This window comes from Umezawaea sp. Da 62-37 (assembly GCF_032460545.1).
In the GTDB taxonomy this organism is placed as follows: domain Bacteria; phylum Actinomycetota; class Actinomycetes; order Mycobacteriales; family Pseudonocardiaceae; genus Umezawaea.
In genome coordinates this window covers 11,770,127-11,793,583 of record NZ_CP135965.1, presented here as the reverse complement: position 1 = coordinate 11,793,583, position 23,457 = coordinate 11,770,127, and the positions used below count along the sequence as shown (strand labels likewise).

Here is a 23,457-nt window from a genome sequence, read left to right as displayed (position 1 = left end):
CTGTTCGCTCCGCGACCTAACCGCCGCGCTCCGCGCGCGGTACTCCGCGTTCGCAAAACCCTTGCTACGCAAGGGTTTCTGCTCTCCATCTCTGTCCATAGAGGAAAGTCTACAGCATGAACCCGTTGCTACGCAACAGGTTCACGTGTGTCTACTGTGGAGTTGTTGCTACGCAACAAAACCTGCCTGTTGACCATGTGTCGCGCTCCGCGCTCCACAGCATGAAACCCTTGCGATGCAAGGGAAAAAGCGCTCATGGCGGCGCGCGCTTCGCGCTCTCGAAACGGTGAAACCGTTAGGGCACAACGGTTCTAGCCATAAATGGTACCCCGCGCGAACCGCTCATGAGCAATATGCTATGGCGCGCTCCGCGCGAGCAGTCCGCACTTTGACGGTCAGCGGGAGTCTGTAAGTCCGGGAATCCGGTAGTCCGGCACTCCGGTAGTACCGCCGTCGAAACCCGCCGAAACCCCCTGCGAAGAGCAGTTGTCACGTCCCTCACGACAGCCGCCCCCGCGGGACCACCAGGGCCAGGCGCTCCGCGCCGAGCAGGCCTCACAGCCGCGGGGACCGGGCAGCCCGACAGGCGCAGGGGACCAGGGCGCGGCAGCCGCGGACCCGAGCGGCACGACACCACCGCGGCACCGAGCCGGGCCGCACCAGGCAACCCCCGGACTTCGGAAGTCCCGGACTCCGGAAGTCCGCTCACGCCCAACCTGACCAGCAAATGTCACGTCCCTCGCCGTTCGACGAGCCGACGTCGACCACCGCCCGCGACGCACGCCGAGCCGGGCTGGAGCCGCGACGCGACGCTCGCCGAGCTGGAGCCGGACCACGGCACCGCGGCACTCCCCCGCCGTCCACCGCGCCGACGTCGACCAGCGCGGGCCGGGCCGCGCCGCGCCGCGCCGCGCGCCGCGCGCCGAGCTGGAGCCGGGCCGCGCCGCGCCGCGCCGGAGCTGGCCACCCGCGACGCTCGCCGAGCTGGACCACCGCGGGGCGCGCCGAGCCGGGCCACCGCGGGGCGCACCGGGTCAGGCCACCAAGGGCGCCGCACCCGCGCTCCGCAAGCCTGTGACCAGCAAATGTCACGTCCCTCGCCGTTCGACGAGCCGACGTCGACCACCGCCCGCGACGCACGCCGAGCCGGGACCGGACCGCCGCGGCAAGCACCACCAGGGCGCCACACCCGCGCTCCGCACGGCCCTGACCAGCACATGTCACGTCCCCTACCGTTCGAACGGGACCACATCGACCACCGCGGGAACCAGGAATCGGGCCGGACCGCCGCGCTACGTCCACGACCAGGGGACTTCCAGACTCCGGGACTCACGGACTCCGGAAGTCCCGGCAGGGCCAGCACACCCAAGGTGACAAAAAGTAGTTGTTCGCCGGTGCACAACTACTTTGTGTCACGTCGGGGCGGGGGGGGTGCACGAGGGGGTGCATGGGGGGTGCACGAGGGGGTGCCACCCCCGTGACCAGCAAAAGTCACGTCCCCCGCCGTTCGAGCGACCGACGTCGACTACCACGAGCGAGGCAGGCGAGGCGGGCAGGGCGGAGGCAGGGGACCACCGCGGTCACCGCGCCGCGCCGGGGCCAAGGGGCGGGGCTGGGAGCCGCACCGCGGGCACCACCAGGACCACAAGCGCGGGCGAGAGAGACCGGCCGGACCCGCCGGACACCGGACGGAACACGGCCTCAGGAGCCCCCAGAGCCCCCGACACGTCCCCGACAACCTCCCCGCGGGACAGAGGCCTACCGGCCCTCAGGAGACCGCTCAGGCAACTTTCGGGCCGGCCGCGAACGTGCCGGGTCCCCGAAGGTCAGGCGATCGTGGCGCGCGCACAGCAGCCGCACCCGGCGCCCACGTCCGGGCAGCCTCTCCCCTGCCACGGCGGGCTGACGACACATCCAGCACCAACCACCCGACACCGACACCCGCACCACACCCACGACCACCACCCTTGTCCAACGACGCAGGCCGGAATGGTCCCGTGAACCCCGGACACCCGCCACCGGACACAGCACGCGATCACGAGGACACCAGGACGCGACCAGCCGAATCACGGACTCCGGGACTACCGGACTACCGAACTCCGGAAGTCACAGACTCCCGGAGTCGAAAGCGGCTTGCAGGCCGCTGACCAGCAAAAGTCACGTCCCCTGACCAGCGCGACCGGCGCGGGTACCCTGCGAGCCGGTCAGGTCAGGTGCTCGCGCAGCGCGGTGGCCAGGGTCGCCGCGGTCACCCATCCGTCCTTCTCCGCGGTGACCTCCACCATGGTGGTCGGGGGTCCGGTCAGGGCGATGCCAGCGCCGGGCGGGTAGACCCGCGCGGTCGTCGCGCCGAGGTGCAGCGGCGCCACCGACCCGGCCGGGCCGCGCACGGCCATCACCTGGTGGTCGTCGACCTCGGGGTCGACACGCACGCGGTCGGCCACCGCGTCGAGCCCGTCCGCGCGCAGCAGCGCCACGGTCACCTCGGCCAAGCCGTTCGGTGGGCGCCAGTCCCCTGGGGAACCGGGGACGGCCCACGACACCATGGGCTGTAGGGCTCGGGTCCGGTGTAGCGCCGGGGACGGGGTGCGCGACCGTAGAGGCATGGTCAACTCCGAGGACAACACCACGAACATCTCCGTCCCGTTGACGGGAGCGGTGCGGCCACCGTTGCCGCGCTGGACGGTCCCCGCGGTCGCCGTGGGGGTGCTGGCCGTGACCGCAGTGGCATCGGTGCTGCTGTGGACCTGGGTCAACGGCTTGCAGTTACCCCAGGACAAGCGGGCCACCGCGGTGCTGGAGGTATTCAAACTCGCCGCGTCGGTGGCCGTCGGCGGCGGCGGACTGTTCGCCCTCTACCTGGCCGCGCGGCGGCAGCGCACCCAGGAGCTCGAACTCGCGCAACGCGAACGGGTCCAGGCCGATACCAAGAAGGTCGCGGAGGACAGCCGGGTGCACGCCGAGCGGGTCGCGGAGGCCACCGAGCGGGACGCGGTCGAGCGGCGGATCACCGAGCTGTACACCAAGGCGTCGGATCAGTTGGGGTCGGACAAGGCCGCGGTGCGGTTGGCCGGGCTGTATGCGTTGGAACGCCTCGGTCAGAGCACGCCTGATCAGCAGGAGGCGGTCGGGAACCTGTTGTGCGCCTATCTGCGTATGCCCCACCCCAAACCCCATCCGCTGCCCGAGGAACCGACCGCGGAGCAACGCGAAGCACATGAACTTGCCCGGGCTCTGTACGACCAGGAGCGCGAGACGCGGCAGACGGCGGTGGACATCCTCGTCCGCCACCACCCCACAGCCGGGCAGGGCTGGTCAAATCTGTCGCTTCGGCTCCACCGCGCGGACCTCACCGACACTAACCTCACCGGCGCGAACCTCAGCCTCGCGGCCCTTAGCCGCGCGAACCTCCGCCGCGCGAACCTCAGCGACGCGAACCTCCGCCGCGCGAACCTCACCGACGCGAACCTCAGCCGCGCGAACCTCAGCGACGCGAACCTCAGCCGCGCGAACCTCACCGACGCGAACCTCAGCCGCGCGAACCTCCGCCGCGCGAACCTCAGCGACGCGAACCTTAGCCGCGCGAACCTTACCGACGCGAACCTCGGCGGCGCGGCCCTCACCGACGCGAACCTCCGCGTCGCGAACCTAAGCGGCGCGAACCTCAGCCTCGCGAACCTCAGCGGCACGGACCTCCGCGACGCGAACCTCCGCGACGCGAACCTCACCGACGCGAACCTCAGCCTCGCGAACTTTACCGACGCGGACCTCACCGACGCGAACCTCAGCCTCGCGAACCTCAGCGGCGCGAAACACAACAACAGGACCCTCGTCACCGGCGTGATCGTGAACGAGGACACGCAGGGGATGTGGTGGTGAGGTTGGGATCGGCGCCGCACACTGGCGGCCGTGCCGCTGCCCTACGACGACGCCGCGCGGGAGGTCCCGCAGCACGGGCCGATGCGCTACCAGTCCACCGCCCGCGGCGGGCTGCGCGAACTGCCGCCGCTGCTATCACTTACGACGTCGCGGCGGAATCGGTGTCTGGGTCGATATCCAGGTCAGGAGCAACCGCCTCCTCAAAACGGCCCGCCTCATTGAGTTGCCGGCGCAGTTGAGCCGCTTCACGCTGGTAGAAAGGCCCGTACAGCTCGGGGTCTCGGTCGGCGCACGCTCGCCACACAACCACCATCTCGCGTTGCGCGCGAAGTACACCATCGAGGTCTCCCATCTGTTTGAAGCTGGCCATGAGGTTGTGCAGTGAGCGGGCCAGGTCGGGGCGGTAGCGGCCAGGTTCGACGGCCGCGAGTTCCCGATAGGTGGCGACAGCCTGCTCGACAAGGGGCAACGCCTCCCGAAACCGACCCACATCGCGTAAAGAGATCCCAAGGTTGATCAGTGAGCCGGCCAGGTCGGGGCGGTAGCGGCCAGGTTCGACGGCCGCGAGTTCCCGATAGGTGGCGACAGCCTGCTCGACAAGGGGCAACGCCTCCCGAAACCGACCCACATCGCGTAAAGAGATCCCAAGGTTGATCAGTGAGCCGGCCAGGCTGGGGCGGTAGCGGCCAGGTTCGACGGCCGCGAGTTCCCGATAGGTGGCGACAGCCTGCTCGACAGGGGGCAACGCCTCCTGAAGCTGACCCACATCGCTCAAACGAGAACCCAGGTTGTGCAGCGAGCCGGCTAGGTGGGGTCGGTAGCGGTCAGGTTCGACGGCCGCGAGCTCCCGATGGATGGCGACAGCCTGCTCTACGACAGTCAACGCCTCCAGAGGCCGACCCACATCGCTCAAAGAGGTCCCGAGGTTTTGCAGTGAGCCGGCTAAGTCGGGTCGGTAGCGGTCAGGTTCGACGGCCGCGAGCTCCCGATGGATGGCGACAGCCTGCTCTACGACAGTCAACGCCTCCAGAGGCCGACCCACATCGCTCAAAGAGGTCCCGAGGTTGATCAGTGAGTCGGCCAGGTCGGGTCGGTAGCGGTCGGGTTCGGTTGCTGCCAGTAGTCGGAAGTGCTCGACGTGCAGGCGAGTCAAGGCAAGGCTCAGGAGAGGTAGCGCTGTGGCGCAGTCGAGTGCGATAAGACGTGTGCGCAGGTCAACGTCGGTGCAGTGGGAGTCGATCAGAGAAGAAAGGGCCTGGTCGAAGGGGTGGCCGGTGACGCCGGTGGCGAGGACGGAGGTCAGGGCGTCCGGCAGTAGATCCGGTCGGCGGGTGAGCAGCGTGTTGAGGTGGTCGAGCGCGTCGGGAAACGTGGCGTAGGCGAAGGCCAGCACCGATGTCGCGGCGAGGATGTCGTCGTCGTGGAGCAGGTTCGGCGTCCGGGTGAGGACGTCGAGCACGAGTCGCTCGCCGACCAGGTGCGGCTGTAGGTCCAGGCGGTGGCCGGGACCCGGCGGGTAGCGGCGGCGTGCCCAGCGGGCTACCGCGACCCGGGACTCCCGTGCGGTGTCGTGGGAGAACTGGGGTACCCGGCGCAGTAGTTCAGCTGTTTCTTCCGCGCTGGACGCGGGCAGCAGCAGCAACACTGCCACCGCCTCGGCCAGTACCTCGGTATCGCATCCTGCCGGTAACCGAGGCAGATCGGACTGCCAGGAGCGCTGTTCCAGGCTCACCAGTTCGGTCATCAGATCGGTCAGCGACCACGTGCGGATGCCGCTGCGGCCCAGCACCGCCAGCAGGGCGCGGGCGTGTAACACCAGCGGGGTGTCCCCGTCGGCGGCCGACCGGCCGGTCGGGCAGATCCGGTGCGGGCACACGCCACGTACGGGCGTAGGCCCGCGCTGCCTCGATGAACCATCGCTGCCGGTCCCCGGCCTCACCCACCGGGCCAAGGACCTCCACGCCGGCAAGCCGAGGCCGTACGTCGTCGGAGAGGAACCGTAAGGCGGCGTCGGTGCGCGCCAGCAATAACACGCGGATCAGGTCCGGATGCCGCACGGCACCGGTGACCAGGGTCTCCATGGCGGATGCCGCAGCGCTCTCGGCGTCGTCGACGATCACCAGCGTGCGGTCCCCCGCGGCGGCGATCCGCTCCACCAGACCGGCCGCGTCGTCGCGCAGACGACCCGCCATCCAGCCCGCCGGGAGCGCTTGGGCGACGGCCAGGGCGAGGCGGCTCTTGCCCACCCCCGCCGGGCCCGTCACCACCCGCACCACATCCGCCCCGGACCCCGAGGTGACGCACCAGGCCACCAGACGATCAAGGACCACCTTGCGCCCCCACAAGGGCGTAGGGGTGAACGGCGCCGTCAACCACCCCACCACCGCGCCCACCCTGAGCACCGAACAACTGTCGTCCTGTGCCGGGGACTCGATCGGTACCGGAGACGGCGGCACCGGCGGTCGTAACGACCCCAACAACTCATCACGGGCATCACGCCGGTCCCGCTGATCTCCCACCGCCTGCCACACCGACAACCCCACCTGCACCAGCACCAGCACCACCAGGCCAGCAGTCAACGCCCACGGGAACCCCTCGGTCGCCAGGTTCGTGATCACACCCACACCGGCCGCCACCGGCACCGACACCAACCCATGCCACACCCGGAATGCCCACAACCGCTTCACACCAGCACTGTCGCAAACACCCCCACCCGCGTAACCGATCACCTAGCAATTGCGCCGCACAGCCCGACAGCCGCACCTGGGCAGCGGCCGGGCACCCGCGACAACTGACTTGATACGACCGCGGGACTGCTGGTCACGCTGTTGTGCAGCCGCTTGCATCACCGCATTCGGCTGGCGATAGGGCGGTGTTCCCGGTGGGGCCAGTCGGGACTGGGCGATGATCTCGGTGCCCCAGGCGCCGCCGCGTCTGCCGGGTCGGTGGTGCGGGTCGGCCACGACGTCGAGCCCGTCCGCGCGCAGCAGTACCGCAGCGGCTTCGGCGAGGCTGTCGGGCACCGCGATGATCCGCGTGCGTCGGTGGCGTCTGCGTGCCGCCGAGACCCAGGCAAGCTATAGCCGAACGCGACTGCGGGCATGATCGAGCGTGAGCCGATCGGCAAGCGCCACTAGGGTCGCAATCTGGCAGCAATCCTGTGACCAGCGAGTGTCCGTTCCCGAGCCGTACTCGCCGCGCACTACCGGCCAGTACGGTGTATGAAGGTGCCGCGGCCCGAAGGTACGGCTTCACCTGATCTTTCAGGTGAGGAGTCTGTACATGTGGCCATTGTTGATCATCGTGGTTCTCGTCTCCAGCGTGCTGAGCTGGCGGTTGGTCGGCGTCATCGTCGAGAGCAAAAACCAGGCTCACCGCGAGATCGCCCGGAAGACCCTGATCGGGATCTGGGGCTCCAGCGTGCTCGGCAGCGGCACCACCACCGTGCTCGTACGCCTCTACGAACTCGGCATCCTCGGCCCATGAACTCGGCCCAGTCCAGCTCTACAAATTCCACAACCAGAGCCACCCACAACGCTGACAGGGGACATGACCAGCAAAAGTCACGTCCCCTGTCGTTCGGGCGGGTGTGCTCGTCGACCGCGCGGCAGCACCTACGCGCAGTTCGCGGCGCCGAGCTTCGGCCAAGCCCAGATGACGGCGTCAGACGGCTCGTCCGCCGCCGTCCAGATGCGCAAGGCTGGCCGGGACTACCTGGTCGCGGGCAGCACTGCACTGATCTTCAACTACGACGGCGAGTCCTACGAAGGCGCACCGCTCGACCCGAACCAGACGACGTTGACCACGAACATCGGCTTCGGGGACTGGGGGCTGAGGGCTGGACAAGCCCCTGTGGAGAACCCCAGTCCCCCGAAAGACTGGGAACGGCCCGCGACACCGCAGGGCGTGGGGCTCGGATCCGGTGTAGCGCCGGGGGTGGGGTGCGCGACCGTAGAGACATGGTCGACTTCGAGAACAGCACTGTAAACACGCCCGTCCCGGTAGCGGGGGTGGTGCGGCCGCCGTTGCCGCGATGGACCGTCCCTGCGGTCGCGGTGGCGGTGCTGGCCGTGACCGCAGTGGCATCGGTGCTGCTGTGGACCTGGGTCAACGGCTTGCAGTTACCCCAGGACAAGCGGGCCACCGCGGTGCTGGAGGTGTTCAAACTCGCCGCGTCGGTCGCCGTCGGCGGCGGCGGACTCTTCGCCCTCTACCTCGCCGCACGACGCCAACGCACCCAGGAACTCGAACTCGCACAACGCGAAAAGTTCCAAGCGCATGCCGAGAAGGTCGCCGAGACCAGCCGTGTGCACGCCGAGCGGGTCGCCGAGGCCACTGAGCGGGACGCGACCGTGCGCAGGGTTACCGATCTGTTCACCAAGTCGGTGGATCAGTTGGGGTCGGACAAGGCCGCGGTGCGGTTGGGCGGGATGTACGCATTGGAACGCCTGGCCCAGGACAATGCCGAGCAGCGGCCCACCGTGGTCAGCGTGTTCTGCGCGTACCTGCGGATGCCGTTCGAGGCACCCGGTGCCCCGCTGCAGCCGGAGGACGCGGAGTACAAGACGGCGCTGGTCGAGTACCGGGAGCAGGTCCAGGAGCGCGAGGTGCGGGTCGCCGCCCAGCGGCTCCTGCGCGACCACCTCCGCAAAGGCTCCTGGGAACAGCCACTGGTCACCTACTGGGCAGACACCGACCTCGACCTCACCGGCGCCCATCTGATCGACTTCGACCTGAGCCGGTGCGCCATACGGACCACCCGGTTCGACTGGGCGGCGTTCACCGGCCCCGCTTACTTCGGGTCGGCGGCGTTCATGGGCTTCGCCGGATTCGGGTCGGCGACATTCACCGGGCTCGCTGACTTCAGCTCGACAACGTTCATAGATTTCATCGACTTCGGGTCAGCGACTTTCACCGGCGACGCCTATTTCGGGTCGGCAATGTTCACCATCAATGCCTACTTCAAGTCGGCAACGTTCACCAGCGACGCCGACTTCAAGTCGGCGACCTTGACCAGCGACACCGACTTCGAGTCGGCGACGTTCGATCGTGGGATACCGCCGGAAGTGATGGGATTCGTCCCTCCCACCGAGTGAGGCAGCCTCTGCAAGCCGTCGTGGTCGAGCAGGGGTCTTCTGGCTCGTCCACGTACTGACTGCGATCACCGGCGGGGCTATGTGGCGCTGTCCAAGGCGAGCCACGACCGCGCCGAACGCACGACGAAAATCCTGAAGACCACCATCCTCGCGTCACCGGCGGCACCGGCGCGGCGATGGCGGCGGTCCGGTTGCACGAGGCCGGACTTCTATGACGCAGCCTCGCGCAGCCGACCTGCACGTGCGGTCACTGCAGCGGCCGCATCCTCCCCTTCCCCGCGTTCGTGACGAGCACCTCTGCCACCAATGGCATGACCGAACCGATGACCGGACTGGAGTTGGGGCAGCGACTGAGCCAATAAGCGCCGACGTCCGCAGAACCACGTCGGCCAGCAGCTCCACGATATGCAAATGGCAGTCGAGTACGCATAACGGCGCTCGAGCGACCCCGAGCTCCAAGTCGTGCCTTAGGTGGGCACCCTGGGCATGGCTGATCAGCGGTTATCGTATTTTCAAAAGGACAGGGTGGAAGCTGACCCCGGCAACCGAAGCGGCCACGCCGCCTAGCGGTGTGACCGGAACGTCCTCATGCAGACAACGAGAGGGGCGGGGTTACACCACTTGACTACCGTTTCCCTCGTGGTGGAGTCCCAGCTTTCGTTAACCCGAGCATTCGCTGACGAGTCGTTCCAGGAGAGCCTCGACGGCACCGGTTTCTACGTGCTTGCCGCTGTCGTGTTCGACAGCGTGGTCCATGATCAAGTCCGCGATATGCTGCGCGCGCTTCCTGGGCGTCCCCGTGGCGCAAAGCTGCACTGGACCTCGATGACCACGGCCTATCGGCATACAGCGGCCCGAGACTTGGCCGAAGTCGAGGGTATGCACGTGGTCACCATCGGCTCCCCGGTGCGGCATCGACGTCAGGAGCGGGCCAGGGCAGCCTGCCTGACTCGCCTGACCTGTGAACTGCACAGTTACGGCGTGCAGGAACTGTTGATCGAGTCTCGCACTGCGGCGTTGAACGCCCGTGACGTTGCCACAGTGACGGGAGCGCGCTATACCCTGCCCAAGGGCACTCATTTCCGAGTGGAGCACCAGGCCGGCGCCGAGGAACCACTATTCTGGGCAGCGGACATCGTGGCCGGCGCGGTGCGGGCGCATCGGTTCGGCGCACCGGTCTACCGTTCCCTGCTGGCTGATCGACTCTACGAGGTGAACGTCGATACGGGCTGCTGACCAGGACAAATCGATCTCCGGGCATGCGTAAGGCCAGGGTCCCGGTATACCCCAGGTGCACCTGGCCTTGCGACTCGCTCGACGCCCGCGGCGCGGAACTCCATCAAGATAGTACCGCGCTACCGGCTCCCCTTGGAGTGTTCTGCGGCACCGATCTCCGACTGATCGTTGCAACTGACGAAGAGGACAGCCAGAACCATACGTGAGCAGGGAAATTACAGAGTCTGTAACTTCGTAGTCACCACCCCGACAACTCAGCGAAGACGGGCATCCGAACTCCTTTGACCAGCGGATGTCACGTCCCCACCGCTCCTGGCCGCCCGCTGGCACGTCCCTGCCCACTGACGCACTGGCATCGACTCATCGGAACAGAGACGAGCAACAGGCCTTTCCATGGACGCCACAGCAGCTTCATCTACGATAATCCCAGGTCAGACCCGTAGACTCACACATCATCACGCGAAGTAGCCAGCGACACGCTTCAGGCTTACAAGCCACTGCCGGTATGGCTGGAAAGTTTGCTACACTGTCGGAGCGGACCCGTCCCACTCTCGTGGGTAAGCGGGTCCAGCTTCTTTTTGGGTGCAGCCGCAGGTCTATGTCCTGATGTCACATCATGCGAGCTCCCCCGCCTGTGCTGCAGACATGCCCCAGCAGACTGGGGTACCACTCCCACATGATCTCCTTACCGGGTGCGCGTAGCACCGCCTGGTAGGCGGCGTAGGCGACCAGGTCGGCGACCTGCACCCATTGGCTGAGGTGGGATCCCTGGAAGAACGGATCCTCGACGAGGTTGCGCGTGTCCAGTTTCAGGTTGCGGTGCGCTTGCCGGTAGGACGGGTCCGTACCGTCACCATCCATGATCACGAAGCCATGTTGTCCAGCGTCGACGAGACGACCGTCGAGCATGGCGACCAAGTCGCTGTAGAGCATGGCTTTGGCCTCGGAGAACCGTTTTCCCGTCGTGTCGCGGCAGACCGCACCGGTGCGTACACCGGGCATCTCAGAGATCATCGACAGCGCATCGACCATGAACTGGGACCTATTCGCCTTGCGGTGGTCCCATCCGGTTCCTGTGGGGCGCCCGCGGCCGTTGGCGAACTTGGTCGCGTGCAACTCGTAGCTGGCAGGCAGCCCGACCGAGTCGTTGAGAGCTTTGCGCCAGTTCAACCACGACCGCAGGGCAGGCCGCCAGTCCGGTACCAATAGCTCCACCCAGCCGTACACCGCCAGGTTCGACGTCTGGGCCCCGGAATCGTCAATGTAGAACAGGCGCACGTCGCTCACGCGCAAACGGTAAAGCCTTGCATGATCCCGACGAGGGCCGCCCCCGAAGTGGAGATCGCCGGTCAGCCCCTCGACCATGGCGAGACCGGGCCGGCCGCGCTAAAAAATCTGGGATTACCAGTCGCTACCAGCCATAGCCCCTGGTCAAACCATGTCAGCAGCTTTGATGATCATCGGCGGTCAGCGCAACGATCGACCCAGGGGTTCGATTGGTTGGTCACCACCCGGTTGGGATACGGACTGTGCGAGGAACAGGGTCACCCACAGCAATGCTGATCCGCAGAGACCGTCCTCTGCCGGACATGACATAGCCCGCAACGCTTATCGGTCACCCACGGCGAAGAAGACCACTCTTTTGGCCGCAGCCCAAACCCTATTTTTGCGTTCAACAAATACCCCCTCTTCTAGATGGATCGTCGGCAGCCACTCTCCAGATGTCGATGTCGGGAGTACGGCAACCAGTGGCCCATACGTCCCGGTGCACCGTGACCGGCTCCCGAAACCCGACCACACGGATGGATGTCGTGCTGCTTACGACGATGCTCGGCATGGGCACCTGCCGCTGGCCCTCTCACGCCGGTGCCCCGCCGGGTCACCGGCTTGTTTGCCCTTGCTCGACCTCGGCCGCCATGCGGCGACGGGCGCGTTCTTCAAATGTGTCACCGGCACCCGATAGGACCGTGACTGTGCACAGATACGAGATCCGATGTCGATGCCACCATGGCACCCCACCGTGGGAGCGTGGCCCGCGATCGCAATGGCCGGACTGAGCCGGTGCCGGTAGCAAGAGCCCACCATCCCGTTCCGCGGGCGACCGGAGCCGACAAGGCCTCGAACACGAACTGCGGAAGGCAGCCGGTCGAATTGGCTGCCTTCCGCGGCGTCGGAGATCACGCGGGTGACCACACCCCTCCGACATCGTGTCCCGAGGGGCTAGTACCGGTAGTAGCCGACCAGCTTGGGGTGGCTGGAGACCGGGTTTTCCTTGACGTCGGAGCCTGTGTTCGGGGCTTCGATCATGCGGCCGTTGCCGATGTAGACGCCGACGTGGGTGGTGTTGCTGGCGCTGGCGCCGAAGAAGACGAGGTCACCGGGTAGAGGTGAGGTGACCTTCTTCATCCGGGCGAGTTGGCCATTGGTGTTGACGCCGCCGAACACATCGGTGCCGTAGGCCAGCTTGTAGACCCAACGGGTGAACCCTGAGCAGTCCACGCCCTTGGTGCGCTCAGCCGGGCATGGCTGGGCACTTCCGGTGTAGCCGATGCAGGTACCCGCCGACGGACCGGCGATCGTGCCGTGGCCGCCACCCCACGAGTAGGGCACCGCACCGCCCTGCCAGGGAGTGACGGGCTTGCCGTCACGGATGTCCTTGGCGTACTGCACGATCTTGACACCGGTGGTGGTGGCCGGTGTGCTAGAGCAGTTGCCGTTGCTCACCGCGTTGCCCATGAACGGGTTGCCTGGGCCGTAGGCGAACACGCCGCCGTCCCTACCGGTCAGCCACTGGGCTGTGCCGGCGGAGTCGAGGGCGATGCCGGAGATCGGCTTGGCCAGGGTGAGGTTGGCTGCCGAGCCGATGAACGTGGCCCCGCCCAGTGCGAAGGTGCCGCCGTCACCGCCGACCAGGATCAGCCCGAAGCCGGAGCCGTGCCGGGCGGCGCCGGTGATGGGTTGGCGCAGTTGACCGCGGGCGGCCATGCCGGGCACCGGGTTGTCGGCCGGGCCCTGGTAGTCGCCGAAGGCGAAGACTCCCCCGTCGGCGGCGATCGTGGCGTAGCCGTTGCCGGTGGGGCTGGTCACGATGTCGACCATCGGGGCGTTGAGGGGCCGTCCGGCCATCGATCCGTAGTGCCGGGCACCGCCGAGGGCGAACACCCCGCCATCACCGGCGACCAGGAGCAGACCCTGCGCGCCGACGCGTGCGACGTCGACCACGGGGGCGATGAGTTGCATGCCGGGCAGCGGGTTGTCCGCCGGCGGCATCGCGTCGCCGAAGGCGAAGACTCCCCCGTCGGCGGCGATCTCCCAATAGCCGGCGCCGGAGGCGGTGGACGCGATGGCCACCATCGGCTTGTTCAGCGGCTTGCCGCCCATCGACCCCTGAAACCGGCTGTCGCCGAAGTTGAACACTCCGCCGTCACCGCCGACCAGGGTGTAGCCGTTTCCCGACGGGGTGGCGGTCACGTCGACGATCTCTCCGGCGAGGCAGCCGGGTAAGGCCGCCGCGGCCGGATTGGCTCGGACCAGTGACACCCCGAGCATCGTCGTCACGAACGCGAGGATCGTCATGATGGTGGCCGCTGACGATCGGGACGTCCGTGTCGGCCGTTGCGAAGTTGTGCTCGGGTCATTCCAGGTTGCTGTCATCTCGGCTCTCCTGCCAAATGCGGTGAGTGGATGACCACATCGTGTTTTCTTCCCCAGCCGACGCCCACCGGTTTCTGGTTACAAGGCTTTTCGCAGTCCGCTGACCTGCGGTTGCATCCGGTTTCGGCAACCATGCGACCGGGGTCGGTTGAGGCTATGAGGTGGCCGAGACGAACCCGGACAACACCCACCCCGCCGCATCGAACGGGAGGATGCCGCCGATCACGCAGCCGTCGGCGTCGTATGCCACGCTGCGGCCGTTCCCGCGCAGTCGGTTCATGTAGATCCCGATCGGGTCGACATCCGCCTCGTTGACCACACGAAGCACGTACAGCCGGCCGGGTGTCACCGTCACGTCGACCGTGACAGGCAGGTCCTTGTTGACGTTGTCCTGTGTGACCTCGGCCCGGCCTTGACCGAGCAGTCGCGGTGGCGTCCCTGCCTGGCCCGGCTCGACGACCTCGAATCGAATCGGGTGGCGCGCACGGTCATCGGCACGCTGCGAGTCGATCCCGATGATCGCCGCCACCTGGTCGATGCGTGGGGCCGTGGCCACGAACGGCTGCAGTACCGACCCGCCGGCCTCGACGACGACATCGGTCGAGTCGGGGCCGCTGGGCACCTTGTACATCAGGGGTACCTGCCGTCGCGTCCCGCTGGGCGCCGTCCAGGTGATCGGCGGCAGCGGCCGCTGCGGCCAACTACACGATTCCGCCGTGAAAACCGCCGGTGACGATAGGTCGTGCTCGGCGGCGACCTCGAACCACACCAGCACTCCGACCAACAGCACCGCGATCGCACAGACGGTCACGACCCACCGCCACCGGAGGCCACCGGCCTGCCCGACAGTGTCCGTGGCAGGCGAGACAGCCCTACCCGCGGAGACCTTGGGTGCCGCATCGGCCACGGACGAACCGCCGCTCCGACGGCGTCGATCCGAGTTCTTCTTCCATTCCTCGAACGCGGGCTCGGCCCGCGCGTGCAACACGGCGACGTGATCCACCTCGCCGCCACAGACCTTGGCCCACAAAACGGCGTCGTCCGCCCTCGGCAGGCTCCTGCCTTCCCGCCACCTGGTGACATCGGACTTGTTCACCCTCGGGCCCCTGCTCGACATGCGCTCGACGACTTTGGGGAAGCTGAGCCCGGCGTGATCAGCGAGCCTCTCCATCTCACGCAACAGTTGCCCGACCATGTCCGGAAGATCCGGATTGATGGGATTTCGTGTCGAACCTCGCCTCGGCTCGGGCGCGGGCTGCTGTTCGGAATCGGTCACACCATGAAGATCGCCACAGACGTCGCTCGTGCTTCAGCGTCGAGACGCTGTCGACGCTGGGCCCGGAACCATGAGGCCTCGGTCCGATGTCGACCGCGGACACCGCCTACAGCGCGTGCTCGCGGACCGCGCTCGACGATGCCTTCAGGAACCCGGCGACCCGAGACACGGCCGTCACGCCGACTATGCCTCGGGTCCGTCCTGACCGCGCCAGTCCCCGGCCTCGGGTCGCCACGTGCCGGGCGGCCGGTCGGCCAGCAGCGGGTCGAGGAACCGACAGACGAAGGGGAAGGCCTCGTCCCAGGTGCGGAATCGCTCGAGTCCGGCCACGGTCCTGGCCTCGTCGCGATAACCGGGGATCCAGACGGGGTCGGGAGCCCGGAAACGCCGGGGCAACGTGATGTCGGTACCGCGGAGTCGACGACGCCCCACCTCGGTGTGCAGCGCGGTGCGCAACTGGGTGCCGTCGATCGGCTCGCGCAGGATCATCAGCAGGATGTCCACCAGGTCGCGGTAGCGGGAGGACGCCACTCCGGAATGCCGCTCGTGCATGGCGCAGATCTTGTCCGCCAGGTGGTCGACGATCGGGTAGAGCCGCACCACCGGCCCGGCTTCGATGCCCTCCACGGCCAGCACCGGTGTGAGGATCCTGCTGACGGGCTCCCCGAACGGCGCCGGGCCGACCACGACGTCGACGCCGAGCACGGACGATGATTTCGTGCCGATGATCGGGGTGAAGCGGACCCTGCGGGCGTGGCCGATCTTGCTGGTGGAGGTCGTGTCGAAGAACTCGAAGCACACGTGGTCGCCCAAGTCCTCAACGGCGGCGGTGCGCAGCGCGGTCACCGCGTCGTCGAGATCGCGATCGGCGTGCCGGTAGAGCAGGTCGAGGTCGCGGGAGTGCCGGGCGTCGGTGTACCGGACGAGCAGCGCCTGGCCGCCTTTGAGCAGCCAGCCCTGGGGATCGTGGGAGTAGGCGCGCGCCAGCAGTCGACTCAGGTAGAACCGCTCCATCAGGTCCTGCACCGACCCGCCGTGGATCCGGACGTGGGCCTTGGCCGCGGTGTTGAGTCGTCTGCGGAATTCCGCCGGGGCAGTGATCAACGGGCGGTGTCCTCGTCGCTGTCGGTATGAATCTCCACGGACGGATCCCCGTCCTTGCCCTCGTCCCCGTCGTCACCGGCCGGGTTCACGGGCAGGTGCCCGGAGGCTGCCCACGCGGCACGCCCCAGGCTGCCGTCCGACCACAGCGACGAGCGCGCGGCATCGAACGCGCTACTCCGCAGAGCATGGATACCGGTGCCGCCCAGCACGCCCAGCGCCGAGGACGGGATCAGACCCGCACCGAACGCCCCATTGCTCTTGAGCACGTCGAACGCGGCACTTCCGAGGCCACCTGCCAGCAGCGGATTGGAGGCGGCGATGGCGCTGATACCCGAACTGCTCTCCATGATCCGTGCCAGCGCGCCGTTCCGGTCGAAGATGCCCAGGGCACCGGGCAGCGAAGACCCGGCGGCCGCGCGCACGGACAACCAGCTGGACAACGGCGACGTCGGGGGCGTCGGTTGTGGCCGGGCACGGGCGGGGTCGATACCGGCCTGCTCGAGCAGGTTGTCGATCAGGGCGTGTCCGTCACGGCCGCGCACGCCGTAGCGACGGCAGTAATCCCCCAGGCGGGGGGCGAGGCGGTCGAGGTCGAGCAGTCCGCGGCGTGCGGCCTGGTGGATCACCTGCCCGGCGTGCCCGCCGTCGACGTGGTCTGCGATCAGGTCGAGCACGGTGCGCTCCACGGTGGTCACCGGCAGGCCGTCCACCAACGTGACGTCGTCGTCGGGCAGGCGGCCGACACGCAGTCTCGTGTCGGGGTCGCGGGTGGTGCGGCGCCGGGGCACGGTGATCTCCACCCGCTCCGCGACCAGGTCACCGATCCCGTGCAGCAGCGCGGCGGACCGATGCGAGATCACCCCACCGTCGACGTCGAGCTTGGGCCGCTCCCAGGCGGGCACCGCGGGGTTGAGCAACAACCACGCGGCACGCTCGGCCTCGTGGGCGGATTCGCCCGCCGCGGTCGCGGCGTGCACACCGCGACGGACGTGCTCGAGGAAACCCGCCTCCCCCAGGCGCAGCAGGGTCACGCTGTCCACGCCGACCTTCCTGGCCTGCGCGGTGGTGACCAACCCCCACTGATCAGCGGTGTAAGCCGACAGCAACTCCATCGCCTTCACAACCCTCATACAGCAAATACTACACGAGTGAGCAGCGATTCTTACCTCCTATGTGTAAGGAACGCTGTATAGCTATGTATTCTTCGCTGTAGTCATCTTCTGGTTGAACGATGTTGACACCTGTAGTCGGCCGCTACTTCTTCACCTGCACGCAACTACCGGACTGCTGGGCGCTACCCCCTGGCCATGGAGCGGGAGACCGATGCGATCGCGGCACTCAAGTGCGAGCCTGGCCTGCATCCAATGGTCATGAGTTAAGTGATCATCTGTGGTGTGCGGCAGGGGTGGAGCACGATGGTCCGAGTGACCACGGTCGTTACGGGGTCGGTTCGGCTTCGAGTCTTGTAGCGCAGGCTGGGACGGGTGGTGACGATCGGCGCGGTCCGCTCCGGCCGTTCCCTGATCAGCATCGTGGGCAGGTCCGCCAGGAAGAACGCCAGCGCCTTGGCCAGGTCACGAGGGGGAAAAAGCCCGACCGACCGAGGCCTTCACAGCATCGAGGGCGGGCAGGAATCTGATCCGGGTCGGGTCGAGGGCGGCGATCACCGCGGTCCGGATGATCAGGGTCCGCAACGCCTGATACAGACACAACAAAGCCCAGAGTTCCTGGCGCACCAGCACCGGGGTGCCAGAACGCAGTACCCCGCCCGGCGCACGCAAATCCACCTTGACCAGGCGGAACAACACCTCGATATCCCACCGGTCCGCGTAGCACCGGGCCAACTCCAACGCCGGGGCCACCACCGGGTCCAGCAGCGTGGTGATCAAGGCGAACACCTCCGAGACACCCACGTCGTCCACGACGGAGTACTCGATGACCCGCACCGTGACCCGCTCCGCCCGACGACGCCCACGCAACTCGCTGAGATAGGTGCCATCCAACAGGGCCTCGACACAGGGCAACGCGAATGCCGACGAGACCCGCCACAACAGGTGCGCCCCGGTCGCGGCGGCCTTCACCCACAACTCGTAGGACGCGAACCCTCGATCCGCGGTGAGCAGCATGCCCTCACCCAGATCGGGCAGCAACCGCTCGAACAGTTCCCGCTCACCCACACCGATCGAGTCGAACGCCGCGCCCACCAGCCCCAAGGTCCCGCACTCGGCCAGCACGACCAGGCGCACCTGGGGATGGACCCCGCCGGCGGGGATGTCGAAAGCCTCGGCGTTGCGCGTCGAGGACGGCACGTCGAAGACCGTCCCGTCGACAGCGACCTTGCGCAGCCCCCGCCAGGCCGCTTCCGGGACCACGGCAGCCGAACCCCGGATCGTCGAGGCGGTGAACAACGCCCGCATCGGGGCGTCGCCCAGACGGCCCCGCGCCAACGAGATCGCCCCGTCCGTCGGCACCCGGTAGCCGTCCCAGCCGCCCCGAGCCCAACGCAACCCGTCGAGCAGCGCGGTCAACACCCGCACATAGCCCTTGCCGTGGTGCAGCCACATCGCGAGCGTGAACAACACCACCACCCGCGCCGGCAACGCACGCGTCCGCACCTCACGGGCATCGCAGTCGTCCAACGCGGCCTCGACCATCACATCGGGGAACACCGTCGCCAACAACCCGATCGACACGTCATCGATCAACCGACTCGCACCAGCCCGGGCACCCTGACTCGCCATCGGCTCATCATGCCAGATGATCACTTAACTCATGACCATTGGGCCTGCATCTGGGTGTGGCGCTGCCCAGGCCGGTGCGTCGTACACGGTGCGCGAGGTCAGCCCGTGGCCTCGTTCGGCCAGCAGCAGCGAAGGGAACTCGGCACCGGGCCACTGCGGCCGTACGTCCAGCCAGGCCTGAAGGCGTTCGCGCAAAGCGGCGTTGATCGGGACTTCCCGCCGCTTGTCGCCCTTGCCTCGGATGATCAGGCGCCCTTTTCGGGCGGACATGCGGACGTCGGCCACCTCCAAGTCCGCGACCTCGGCCGAGCGCACCCCCGAGTGGTGGGGGAGTTCGGCCATCAAGGTCGCGGTGCAGCGTGGCGCCCTGTGTGGACGGGGCAATGGGCTGGGGTGGCCCAAGGCGAGGTGCCGATGGCCAGCCGGGCTCCACTCCAGGCAGACCTGGCCAATGCGCAAGGGCAGGCCATCCGGCAGGCCGCCCACATCCGGCAGTCGGAGACCAAGCTGTCCGAACTGCTCGGCGAGCGGGCATGGCGAAAGTCCGGGCTGGGCGCTTCAGCCGACGTCGACCAGCTCCAACACCGGATTACCGAACTGGAGCAGTTGGTCGTCGACCTGCTTAGCCAGCTCCAAGAACACGATCAGGAACTGGAAGCCGCGCGAACGGCCAACCGGGAGTTGATCACAACCCTCAACCGGAGCACGTGATCCAACCCGGCTCACCGTCCTACGACGACACCTTGAGGGTGGCCTCCACGAGGAAATTTCGAAGCGGCACGAGCGCTGGTCGTGCAGGCCGAGATCCTGCTCGAACTCGACCTCACTCGATTCGCCGACGACGCCTTGATCCACGCGGACACGCTTCTGGTTCCCGACGCCGACCGCAGTCAAGACCTGTAGATGGCAGATCCTTCACGCAGCAGCGGTTGGTGCATGCTCGTCGGGTCGCAGCACGGTCACCTCCACCGCGCCCGCCGGTCAGCCCGCCAGATCTACCGGTGGGAAGGGCGTCCCACCACCCATCGCCTCAGGTAATCATCATGTGCCGGAGCCTCTAAGCTGCTCAGGCGAGCTGATTGGTTTTCAGCGTCGCAGGCGGACCGGTCGGTGTGGAGGTGCCGCAGACCGGGCAGTCCGGCAACCGCTTCCAGGTTTCGTACTCCGTCATCTCATAGTCGTCGAAGCGCAACTGCATCAGTCTGCCCGCTGCCACCGGCGGTGCTACGCCGGTTAACAGGCGGACTGTCTCGCCGATGAGCAGACCGGTCACCATGGTCACCAGAGGGACGAACGCAGCATTGTCACCACCGATCTGGCGCTCGCGCTTTTCCGCCAGCAACGTCGCCGACACCTGGTCGGTCCGGAACACGCCGAGGCGCCAGCACTCGATGCAGCCGGTCTGGCCGGGCACCATCGTGAAGTACACGGCGCGCTGGGTGTCCAGACCGCCGGTGACGAGGGGGACGCCCGCACGGACGCACCCCTCGTTGACCCAGTGGTTGATCTCCATCTTGGGCCGGTCGGCCACGGAGATCACCACGTCGGCGCCGTCCACAGCGGCGAGCACGTCGTCGGTGTTCTCGATGCGGCGGGGGATCTTCTCGATGTCGATCCGGGGGTTGAATTGCCGGATGCGATCCACTGCCAGGTCGATTTTGGGCTGACCGATGTCGGCGTCGCGGTAGAGGATCTGACGGTTGAGGTTCGACATCTCGACGCGGTCGAACTCGACGACCCGCACGTGACCGATCCCCATGGCTGCCAGATCCTGCAGGATGTGGCAGCCCAAGCCACCCAGCCCCAGCAGCGTCACCCGTGCGTCCAGGAGCGTGCGCTGGTACTGGAACTGGTTGTCAGCCAGGGAGCAGTACGATCCGAAGAAGTTGATATTTCGGGCCCAGCGCGCCTGCTCGTAGTCGTCGAGCAGCCCGTCGGGGGTGACCGCGCCATTGATCAGGAATCCTGACTCGTCGAACTGGGCGATGGCTGCCTCGACCTCTGCCGCGGTGATCTCCGGATAATCTGCGGCCAGGTCGCAATACACCTCCGCGGCGGTCCTGGTGCCATCGAGCAGCCGGCACATGCGGTGGATCGCGCCGTTGTCGTCGGGGATCTCGGCTACCTGGCCGTAGCCGCTGATGTAGAGCATGCCGTCGACGGCGAACGCGGGCGTCATGTGCTTGAGCTTGGGCAGGATCGGCTGCGTCATCGGGCTTCCTCGTAGCGAAGTGGGCTGGGGATCGAGGCCTGTCGGCAGACTAAGATGGAGTCGCCCGCTGGTGGACCGCCCGTTACGCGGTCCACCAGCGGGCGTTCATTGCGATCAGCCCTCGTTGGCGCTGGCTGCGGTGCTGGTCTTGCGAATCTTCATCGTGATGGTCATGGCGTGATCACCTCCTGGTTGTGCTCGGCACGGGTAAAACTCGGGGACAGACGGTCATCGGACCGCTTGTCGGGTCGATCGGCTCGCAGCGCGTCGACCTGGGCGATGAGCGCGTCCACGCCCTCCTGCCAGGAACACGGATCGTCGGGATGCACTCCCAGCTCACCGAGGAGCTCCGCAGGTGGAGCGCTGGCGCCCGCGGACAACAACGACTCGAACCGGGGGCGGAACGACGAGGGCGTCTCACGGAAGCGGGCCGCCAGCGCCATGGCCGCCAGTTGGCCGTATGGGTAGGCGAACCGACCTCCTGGACGCAGGAACAACTCATCGAGGTAGCTCCACCAGTGTCGATAACCGTCAGTGAGCTGTATCGCATCGCCGTACAACCGGCGCTGCCCCTCAATCCATCGCTCGGCCAACGACTCCGCGTCCAACCGTTCCGACCGCCCTCCGGCCGTGTGTAACCAGTCCTCGAAGTCGTGCAGGACTACTTGGCGGAATACCGCGACCAGTCGGTCCTCGACGGTGCGGGCGGTGAGCGCGACTCGGGCCGTTGCATCGTCCGCACGTTCGGCTAGGACATCGGCAGCCACCGACTCGGTGAACAACGCGACGGTCTCACCGAGCACGGTAGGGGCGGTGGCGGTGAACGCGCCTCGTCCGACCGCAAGCCTCAGATGCGCTGCGTGACCCAGCTCGTGCGCCAAGGTCAGTACGTCGCGCTGCACACCGGTGAAGTTGAGCAGGACCGCCACCCGCCCGGAGGGCAAACCGAAGGTCAGCGCCCCGCGAGTCTTCCGCTGTCGCGGAAAGGCGTCGACCGCTCCGGAGTCCAGCAGTTCCGCGGCGACGTCGGCCACCCGACCGCCTATTCGACGGAACGCCTCCAGGACCACCTCGCGGGTCAATTCCCAGGAGTGGCCGCCAGGCGAGCCCGGAAGCGGTGCGTAGCGATCGGAATCACTGAGCGGGTGTCCCAATGCCGTCCGCTTCCAGCTGTAGTACCTGTGCACCGTTCCCAACGAGCCGCGCACCGTCTCCAGCAGCGCGGCCAGGTCTCGGTCATCGACTTGGTTCGCCACACGTTCCGCGTGGGCCCAGTCTCGTGCCCCGGACACCTCGGCGCGCGCCGCGCGTGCTTGTGCCAAGCCGCCCAGGACGGATGCCCGCAGGTCCACCTCGGCGAGCAGGGCCGAGCTGACATCGTCCGCACGACGTCTGCGGAACTCCACGTCGGGCGCGTAGAGCGCGGGCAGCACGGCGCCCAGCGGCTCGCCACCGGGCCGGATCCGGGCAAGCATCTGACGGGCCAGGGTTTCCCACGCTGGCACAGGATCGAGCCCTGCCATCACCGAGGCGACCGGTTCCGCGGGTTGGAACGTGGCAGAGGCGCGCAGTCGCGCCAGGTAGTTGCGGTGACGGTCCAACTCGGTGGCGTGCGACGCATCCTCCGCCCTCGACCTGGCCAACTCGGGCTCGAAGAAGTCCCATGTCGACGCCACCCGCGACCACAGCCGTTCGCAGTGATCCAGGACCTCGGCGCCGGTCTCGTCGTCGGCGTCCGCGGCCAGCCTGGCCTCGGCGTAGGCACTGGCTTCCAACAGCGGGGTCAGGATCTGCTCCGCTTCCGCGACAGCGGCCGCGAGTTCGGGAGCGGCTAGGGTAGCCAAAATACCTCGATAAATACGACGAAAGCGTCCTAGCTCCTGCGTGATCAAATCCAAGTCGGATATCAATGCGCACGCGTCCACATCGGTGAACACATTTACCGACTCCCCGGATAATGTCACCCTGGTCAACTATTTTTCCACTTCGTACGACATTTCGCCGTCCCCCTGTGGAGGTTAATCAGGCAATCCGCCCTCGTCAATCCATTTCACTGGTCCATTCGGGTGGGCGGCAAGTCCCAAGATCCCGATAATTGCGGTCAGAGATTGCGCAGGTATGCCTCCGAATGGGCTCTCGACCGGGAAATCCGTACCATATTGACAGATTAAGACGAACAACTCATAGATGACAGTGGACCGAAGGGTCGCACTAGATCACCCTTATGGGGCATTGGCGGTTCACGTGTCATCCCGGCGC

Annotated in this window: 17 protein-coding genes and 1 pseudogene; 6 read left to right on the top strand and 12 right to left on the bottom strand. The window is 67.1% G+C overall.

Annotation, left to right across the window (positions count from 1 at the left end; genetic code table 11):
- Nucleotides 1-2,204: 2,204 nt before the first annotated feature.
- Nucleotides 2,205-2,546, bottom strand: coding sequence for a hypothetical protein (locus RM788_RS52800; RefSeq protein ID WP_315929386.1), 342 nt, complete (start codon nt 2,544-2,546; stop codon nt 2,205-2,207).
- Here RM788_RS52800 and RM788_RS52795 point away from each other — a divergent pair.
- Nucleotides 2,545-3,879, top strand: coding sequence for a pentapeptide repeat-containing protein (locus RM788_RS52795; RefSeq protein WP_315929385.1), 1,335 nt, complete (start codon nt 2,545-2,547; stop codon nt 3,877-3,879). The two genes, RM788_RS52800 and RM788_RS52795, sit on opposite strands and share 2 nt — an antisense overlap.
- A 139-nt stretch (nt 3,880-4,018) precedes the next feature.
- On the opposite strand, the gene RM788_RS52790 is transcribed toward RM788_RS52795, so the two are convergent.
- Both RM788_RS52790 and RM788_RS52785 read right to left on the bottom strand, forming a co-directional pair.
- Nucleotides 4,019-5,272 carry a tetratricopeptide repeat protein gene (locus RM788_RS52790; protein WP_315934949.1) on the bottom strand — a complete coding sequence of 418 codons (1,254 nt, stop codon included), beginning with the start codon at nt 5,270-5,272 and terminating at the stop codon, nt 4,019-4,021.
- A 208-nt stretch (nt 5,273-5,480) separates the two neighbouring features.
- Entirely contained in the window at nt 5,481-6,566 is a 1,086-nt protein-coding gene (locus RM788_RS52785) for a hypothetical protein (RefSeq protein ID WP_315929384.1), read from the bottom strand.
- A 595-nt stretch (nt 6,567-7,161) separates the two neighbouring features.
- Between RM788_RS52785 and RM788_RS52780 the strand changes: the two genes are divergently transcribed.
- The 4 genes from RM788_RS52780 to RM788_RS52765 all read left to right on the top strand — a co-directional run bounded on the left by RM788_RS52780 (nt 7,162) and on the right by RM788_RS52765 (nt 10,211).
- A complete protein-coding gene (locus RM788_RS52780) occupies nt 7,162-7,365 on the top strand; it encodes a hypothetical protein (RefSeq protein ID WP_315929383.1) in 204 nt (67 codons plus the stop codon).
- 63 nt (nt 7,366-7,428) lie between these two features.
- The gene (locus tag RM788_RS52775; RefSeq protein WP_315929382.1) at nt 7,429-7,866 is read left to right on the top strand and encodes a hypothetical protein; all 438 of its coding nucleotides are present in this window, start codon (nt 7,429-7,431) and stop codon (nt 7,864-7,866) included.
- Nucleotides 7,839-8,975 carry a pentapeptide repeat-containing protein gene (locus RM788_RS52770; RefSeq protein ID WP_315929381.1) on the top strand — a complete coding sequence of 379 codons (1,137 nt, stop codon included), beginning with the start codon at nt 7,839-7,841 and terminating at the stop codon, nt 8,973-8,975. The genes RM788_RS52775 and RM788_RS52770 overlap by 28 nt, the downstream gene beginning before the upstream one ends.
- A 639-nt stretch (nt 8,976-9,614) precedes the next feature.
- Nucleotides 9,615-10,211 (top strand): hypothetical protein, encoded by a 597-nt coding sequence (locus RM788_RS52765; protein ID WP_315929380.1) that lies wholly within the window; start codon nt 9,615-9,617, stop codon nt 10,209-10,211.
- A 609-nt stretch (nt 10,212-10,820) separates the two neighbouring features.
- On the opposite strand, the gene RM788_RS52760 is transcribed toward RM788_RS52765, so the two are convergent.
- The 7 genes and pseudogenes from RM788_RS52760 to RM788_RS53310 form a co-directional block, all read right to left on the bottom strand.
- Nucleotides 10,821-11,498, bottom strand: a complete 678-nt coding sequence (locus tag RM788_RS52760) for a DUF3800 domain-containing protein (RefSeq protein ID WP_315929379.1) — start codon at nt 11,496-11,498, stop codon at nt 10,821-10,823.
- 933 nt (nt 11,499-12,431) lie between these two features.
- Complete coding sequence (locus RM788_RS52755; protein ID WP_315929378.1) at nt 12,432-13,787, bottom strand: C40 family peptidase; 1,356 nt, start codon at nt 13,785-13,787, stop codon at nt 12,432-12,434.
- A gap of 232 nt (nt 13,788-14,019) precedes the next feature.
- Entirely contained in the window at nt 14,020-15,060 is a 1,041-nt protein-coding gene (locus tag RM788_RS52750) for a hypothetical protein (protein ID WP_315929377.1), read from the bottom strand.
- 264 nt (nt 15,061-15,324) lie between these two features.
- A complete protein-coding gene (locus RM788_RS52745; RefSeq protein ID WP_315929376.1) occupies nt 15,325-16,245 on the bottom strand; it encodes a nucleotidyl transferase AbiEii/AbiGii toxin family protein in 921 nt (306 codons plus the stop codon).
- On the bottom strand, nt 16,242-17,375 hold the full coding sequence (locus tag RM788_RS52740; protein ID WP_315929375.1) for a type IV toxin-antitoxin system AbiEi family antitoxin domain-containing protein: 1,134 nt from the start codon (nt 17,373-17,375) through the stop codon (nt 16,242-16,244). Before RM788_RS52740 ends, RM788_RS52745 begins: the two co-directional genes overlap by 4 nt.
- Nucleotides 17,376-17,819: 444 nt before the next feature.
- Nucleotides 17,820-18,950 (bottom strand): IS4 family transposase, encoded by a 1,131-nt coding sequence (locus RM788_RS52735; protein ID WP_315929374.1) that lies wholly within the window; start codon nt 18,948-18,950, stop codon nt 17,820-17,822.
- Nucleotides 18,951-19,010: 60 nt separating this feature from the next.
- Nucleotides 19,011-19,280, bottom strand: a pseudogene (locus RM788_RS53310) (recombinase XerC); the annotation flags it as partial.
- Between RM788_RS53310 and RM788_RS52730 the strand changes: the two are divergent.
- Nucleotides 19,164-19,697: a hypothetical protein gene (locus tag RM788_RS52730; protein WP_399345333.1), complete on the top strand. Its 534-nt coding sequence runs from the start codon at nt 19,164-19,166 to the stop codon at nt 19,695-19,697. The pseudogene RM788_RS53310 and the gene RM788_RS52730 overlap by 117 nt on opposite strands.
- A 355-nt stretch (nt 19,698-20,052) precedes the next feature.
- Here RM788_RS52730 and RM788_RS52725 read toward each other — a convergent pair whose 3' ends face one another.
- Entirely contained in the window at nt 20,053-21,198 is a 1,146-nt protein-coding gene (locus tag RM788_RS52725) for a HesA/MoeB/ThiF family protein (RefSeq protein WP_315929372.1), read from the bottom strand.
- Nucleotides 21,199-21,368: 170 nt separating this feature from the next.
- Nucleotides 21,369-23,135 carry a M3 family metallopeptidase gene (locus RM788_RS52720; protein WP_315929371.1) on the bottom strand — a complete coding sequence of 589 codons (1,767 nt, stop codon included), beginning with the start codon at nt 23,133-23,135 and terminating at the stop codon, nt 21,369-21,371.
- Between the last annotated feature and the right edge of the window lie 322 nt (nt 23,136-23,457).

Coding starts and splice junctions, on each gene's coding strand:
- RM788_RS52775 (WP_315929382.1), top strand. CDS start 7,429: ATGACCAGCAAAAGTCACGTCCCCTGTCGTTCGGGCGGGTGTGCTCGT.
- RM788_RS52770 (WP_315929381.1), top strand. CDS start 7,839: ATGGTCGACTTCGAGAACAGCACTGTAAACACGCCCGTCCCGGTAGCG.
- RM788_RS52800 (WP_315929386.1), bottom strand. CDS start 2,546: ATGGTGTCGTGGGCCGTCCCCGGTTCCCCAGGGGACTGGCGCCCACCG.
- RM788_RS52740 (WP_315929375.1), bottom strand. CDS start 17,375: ATGAGGGTTGTGAAGGCGATGGAGTTGCTGTCGGCTTACACCGCTGAT.
- RM788_RS52795 (WP_315929385.1), top strand. CDS start 2,545: ATGGGCTGTAGGGCTCGGGTCCGGTGTAGCGCCGGGGACGGGGTGCGC.
- RM788_RS52755 (WP_315929378.1), bottom strand. CDS start 13,787: ATGACGATCCTCGCGTTCGTGACGACGATGCTCGGGGTGTCACTGGTC.
- RM788_RS52725 (WP_315929372.1), bottom strand. CDS start 21,198: ATGACGCAGCCGATCCTGCCCAAGCTCAAGCACATGACGCCCGCGTTC.
- RM788_RS52750 (WP_315929377.1), bottom strand. CDS start 15,060: ATGGTCGGGCAACTGTTGCGTGAGATGGAGAGGCTCGCTGATCACGCC.
- RM788_RS52780 (WP_315929383.1), top strand. CDS start 7,162: ATGTGGCCATTGTTGATCATCGTGGTTCTCGTCTCCAGCGTGCTGAGC.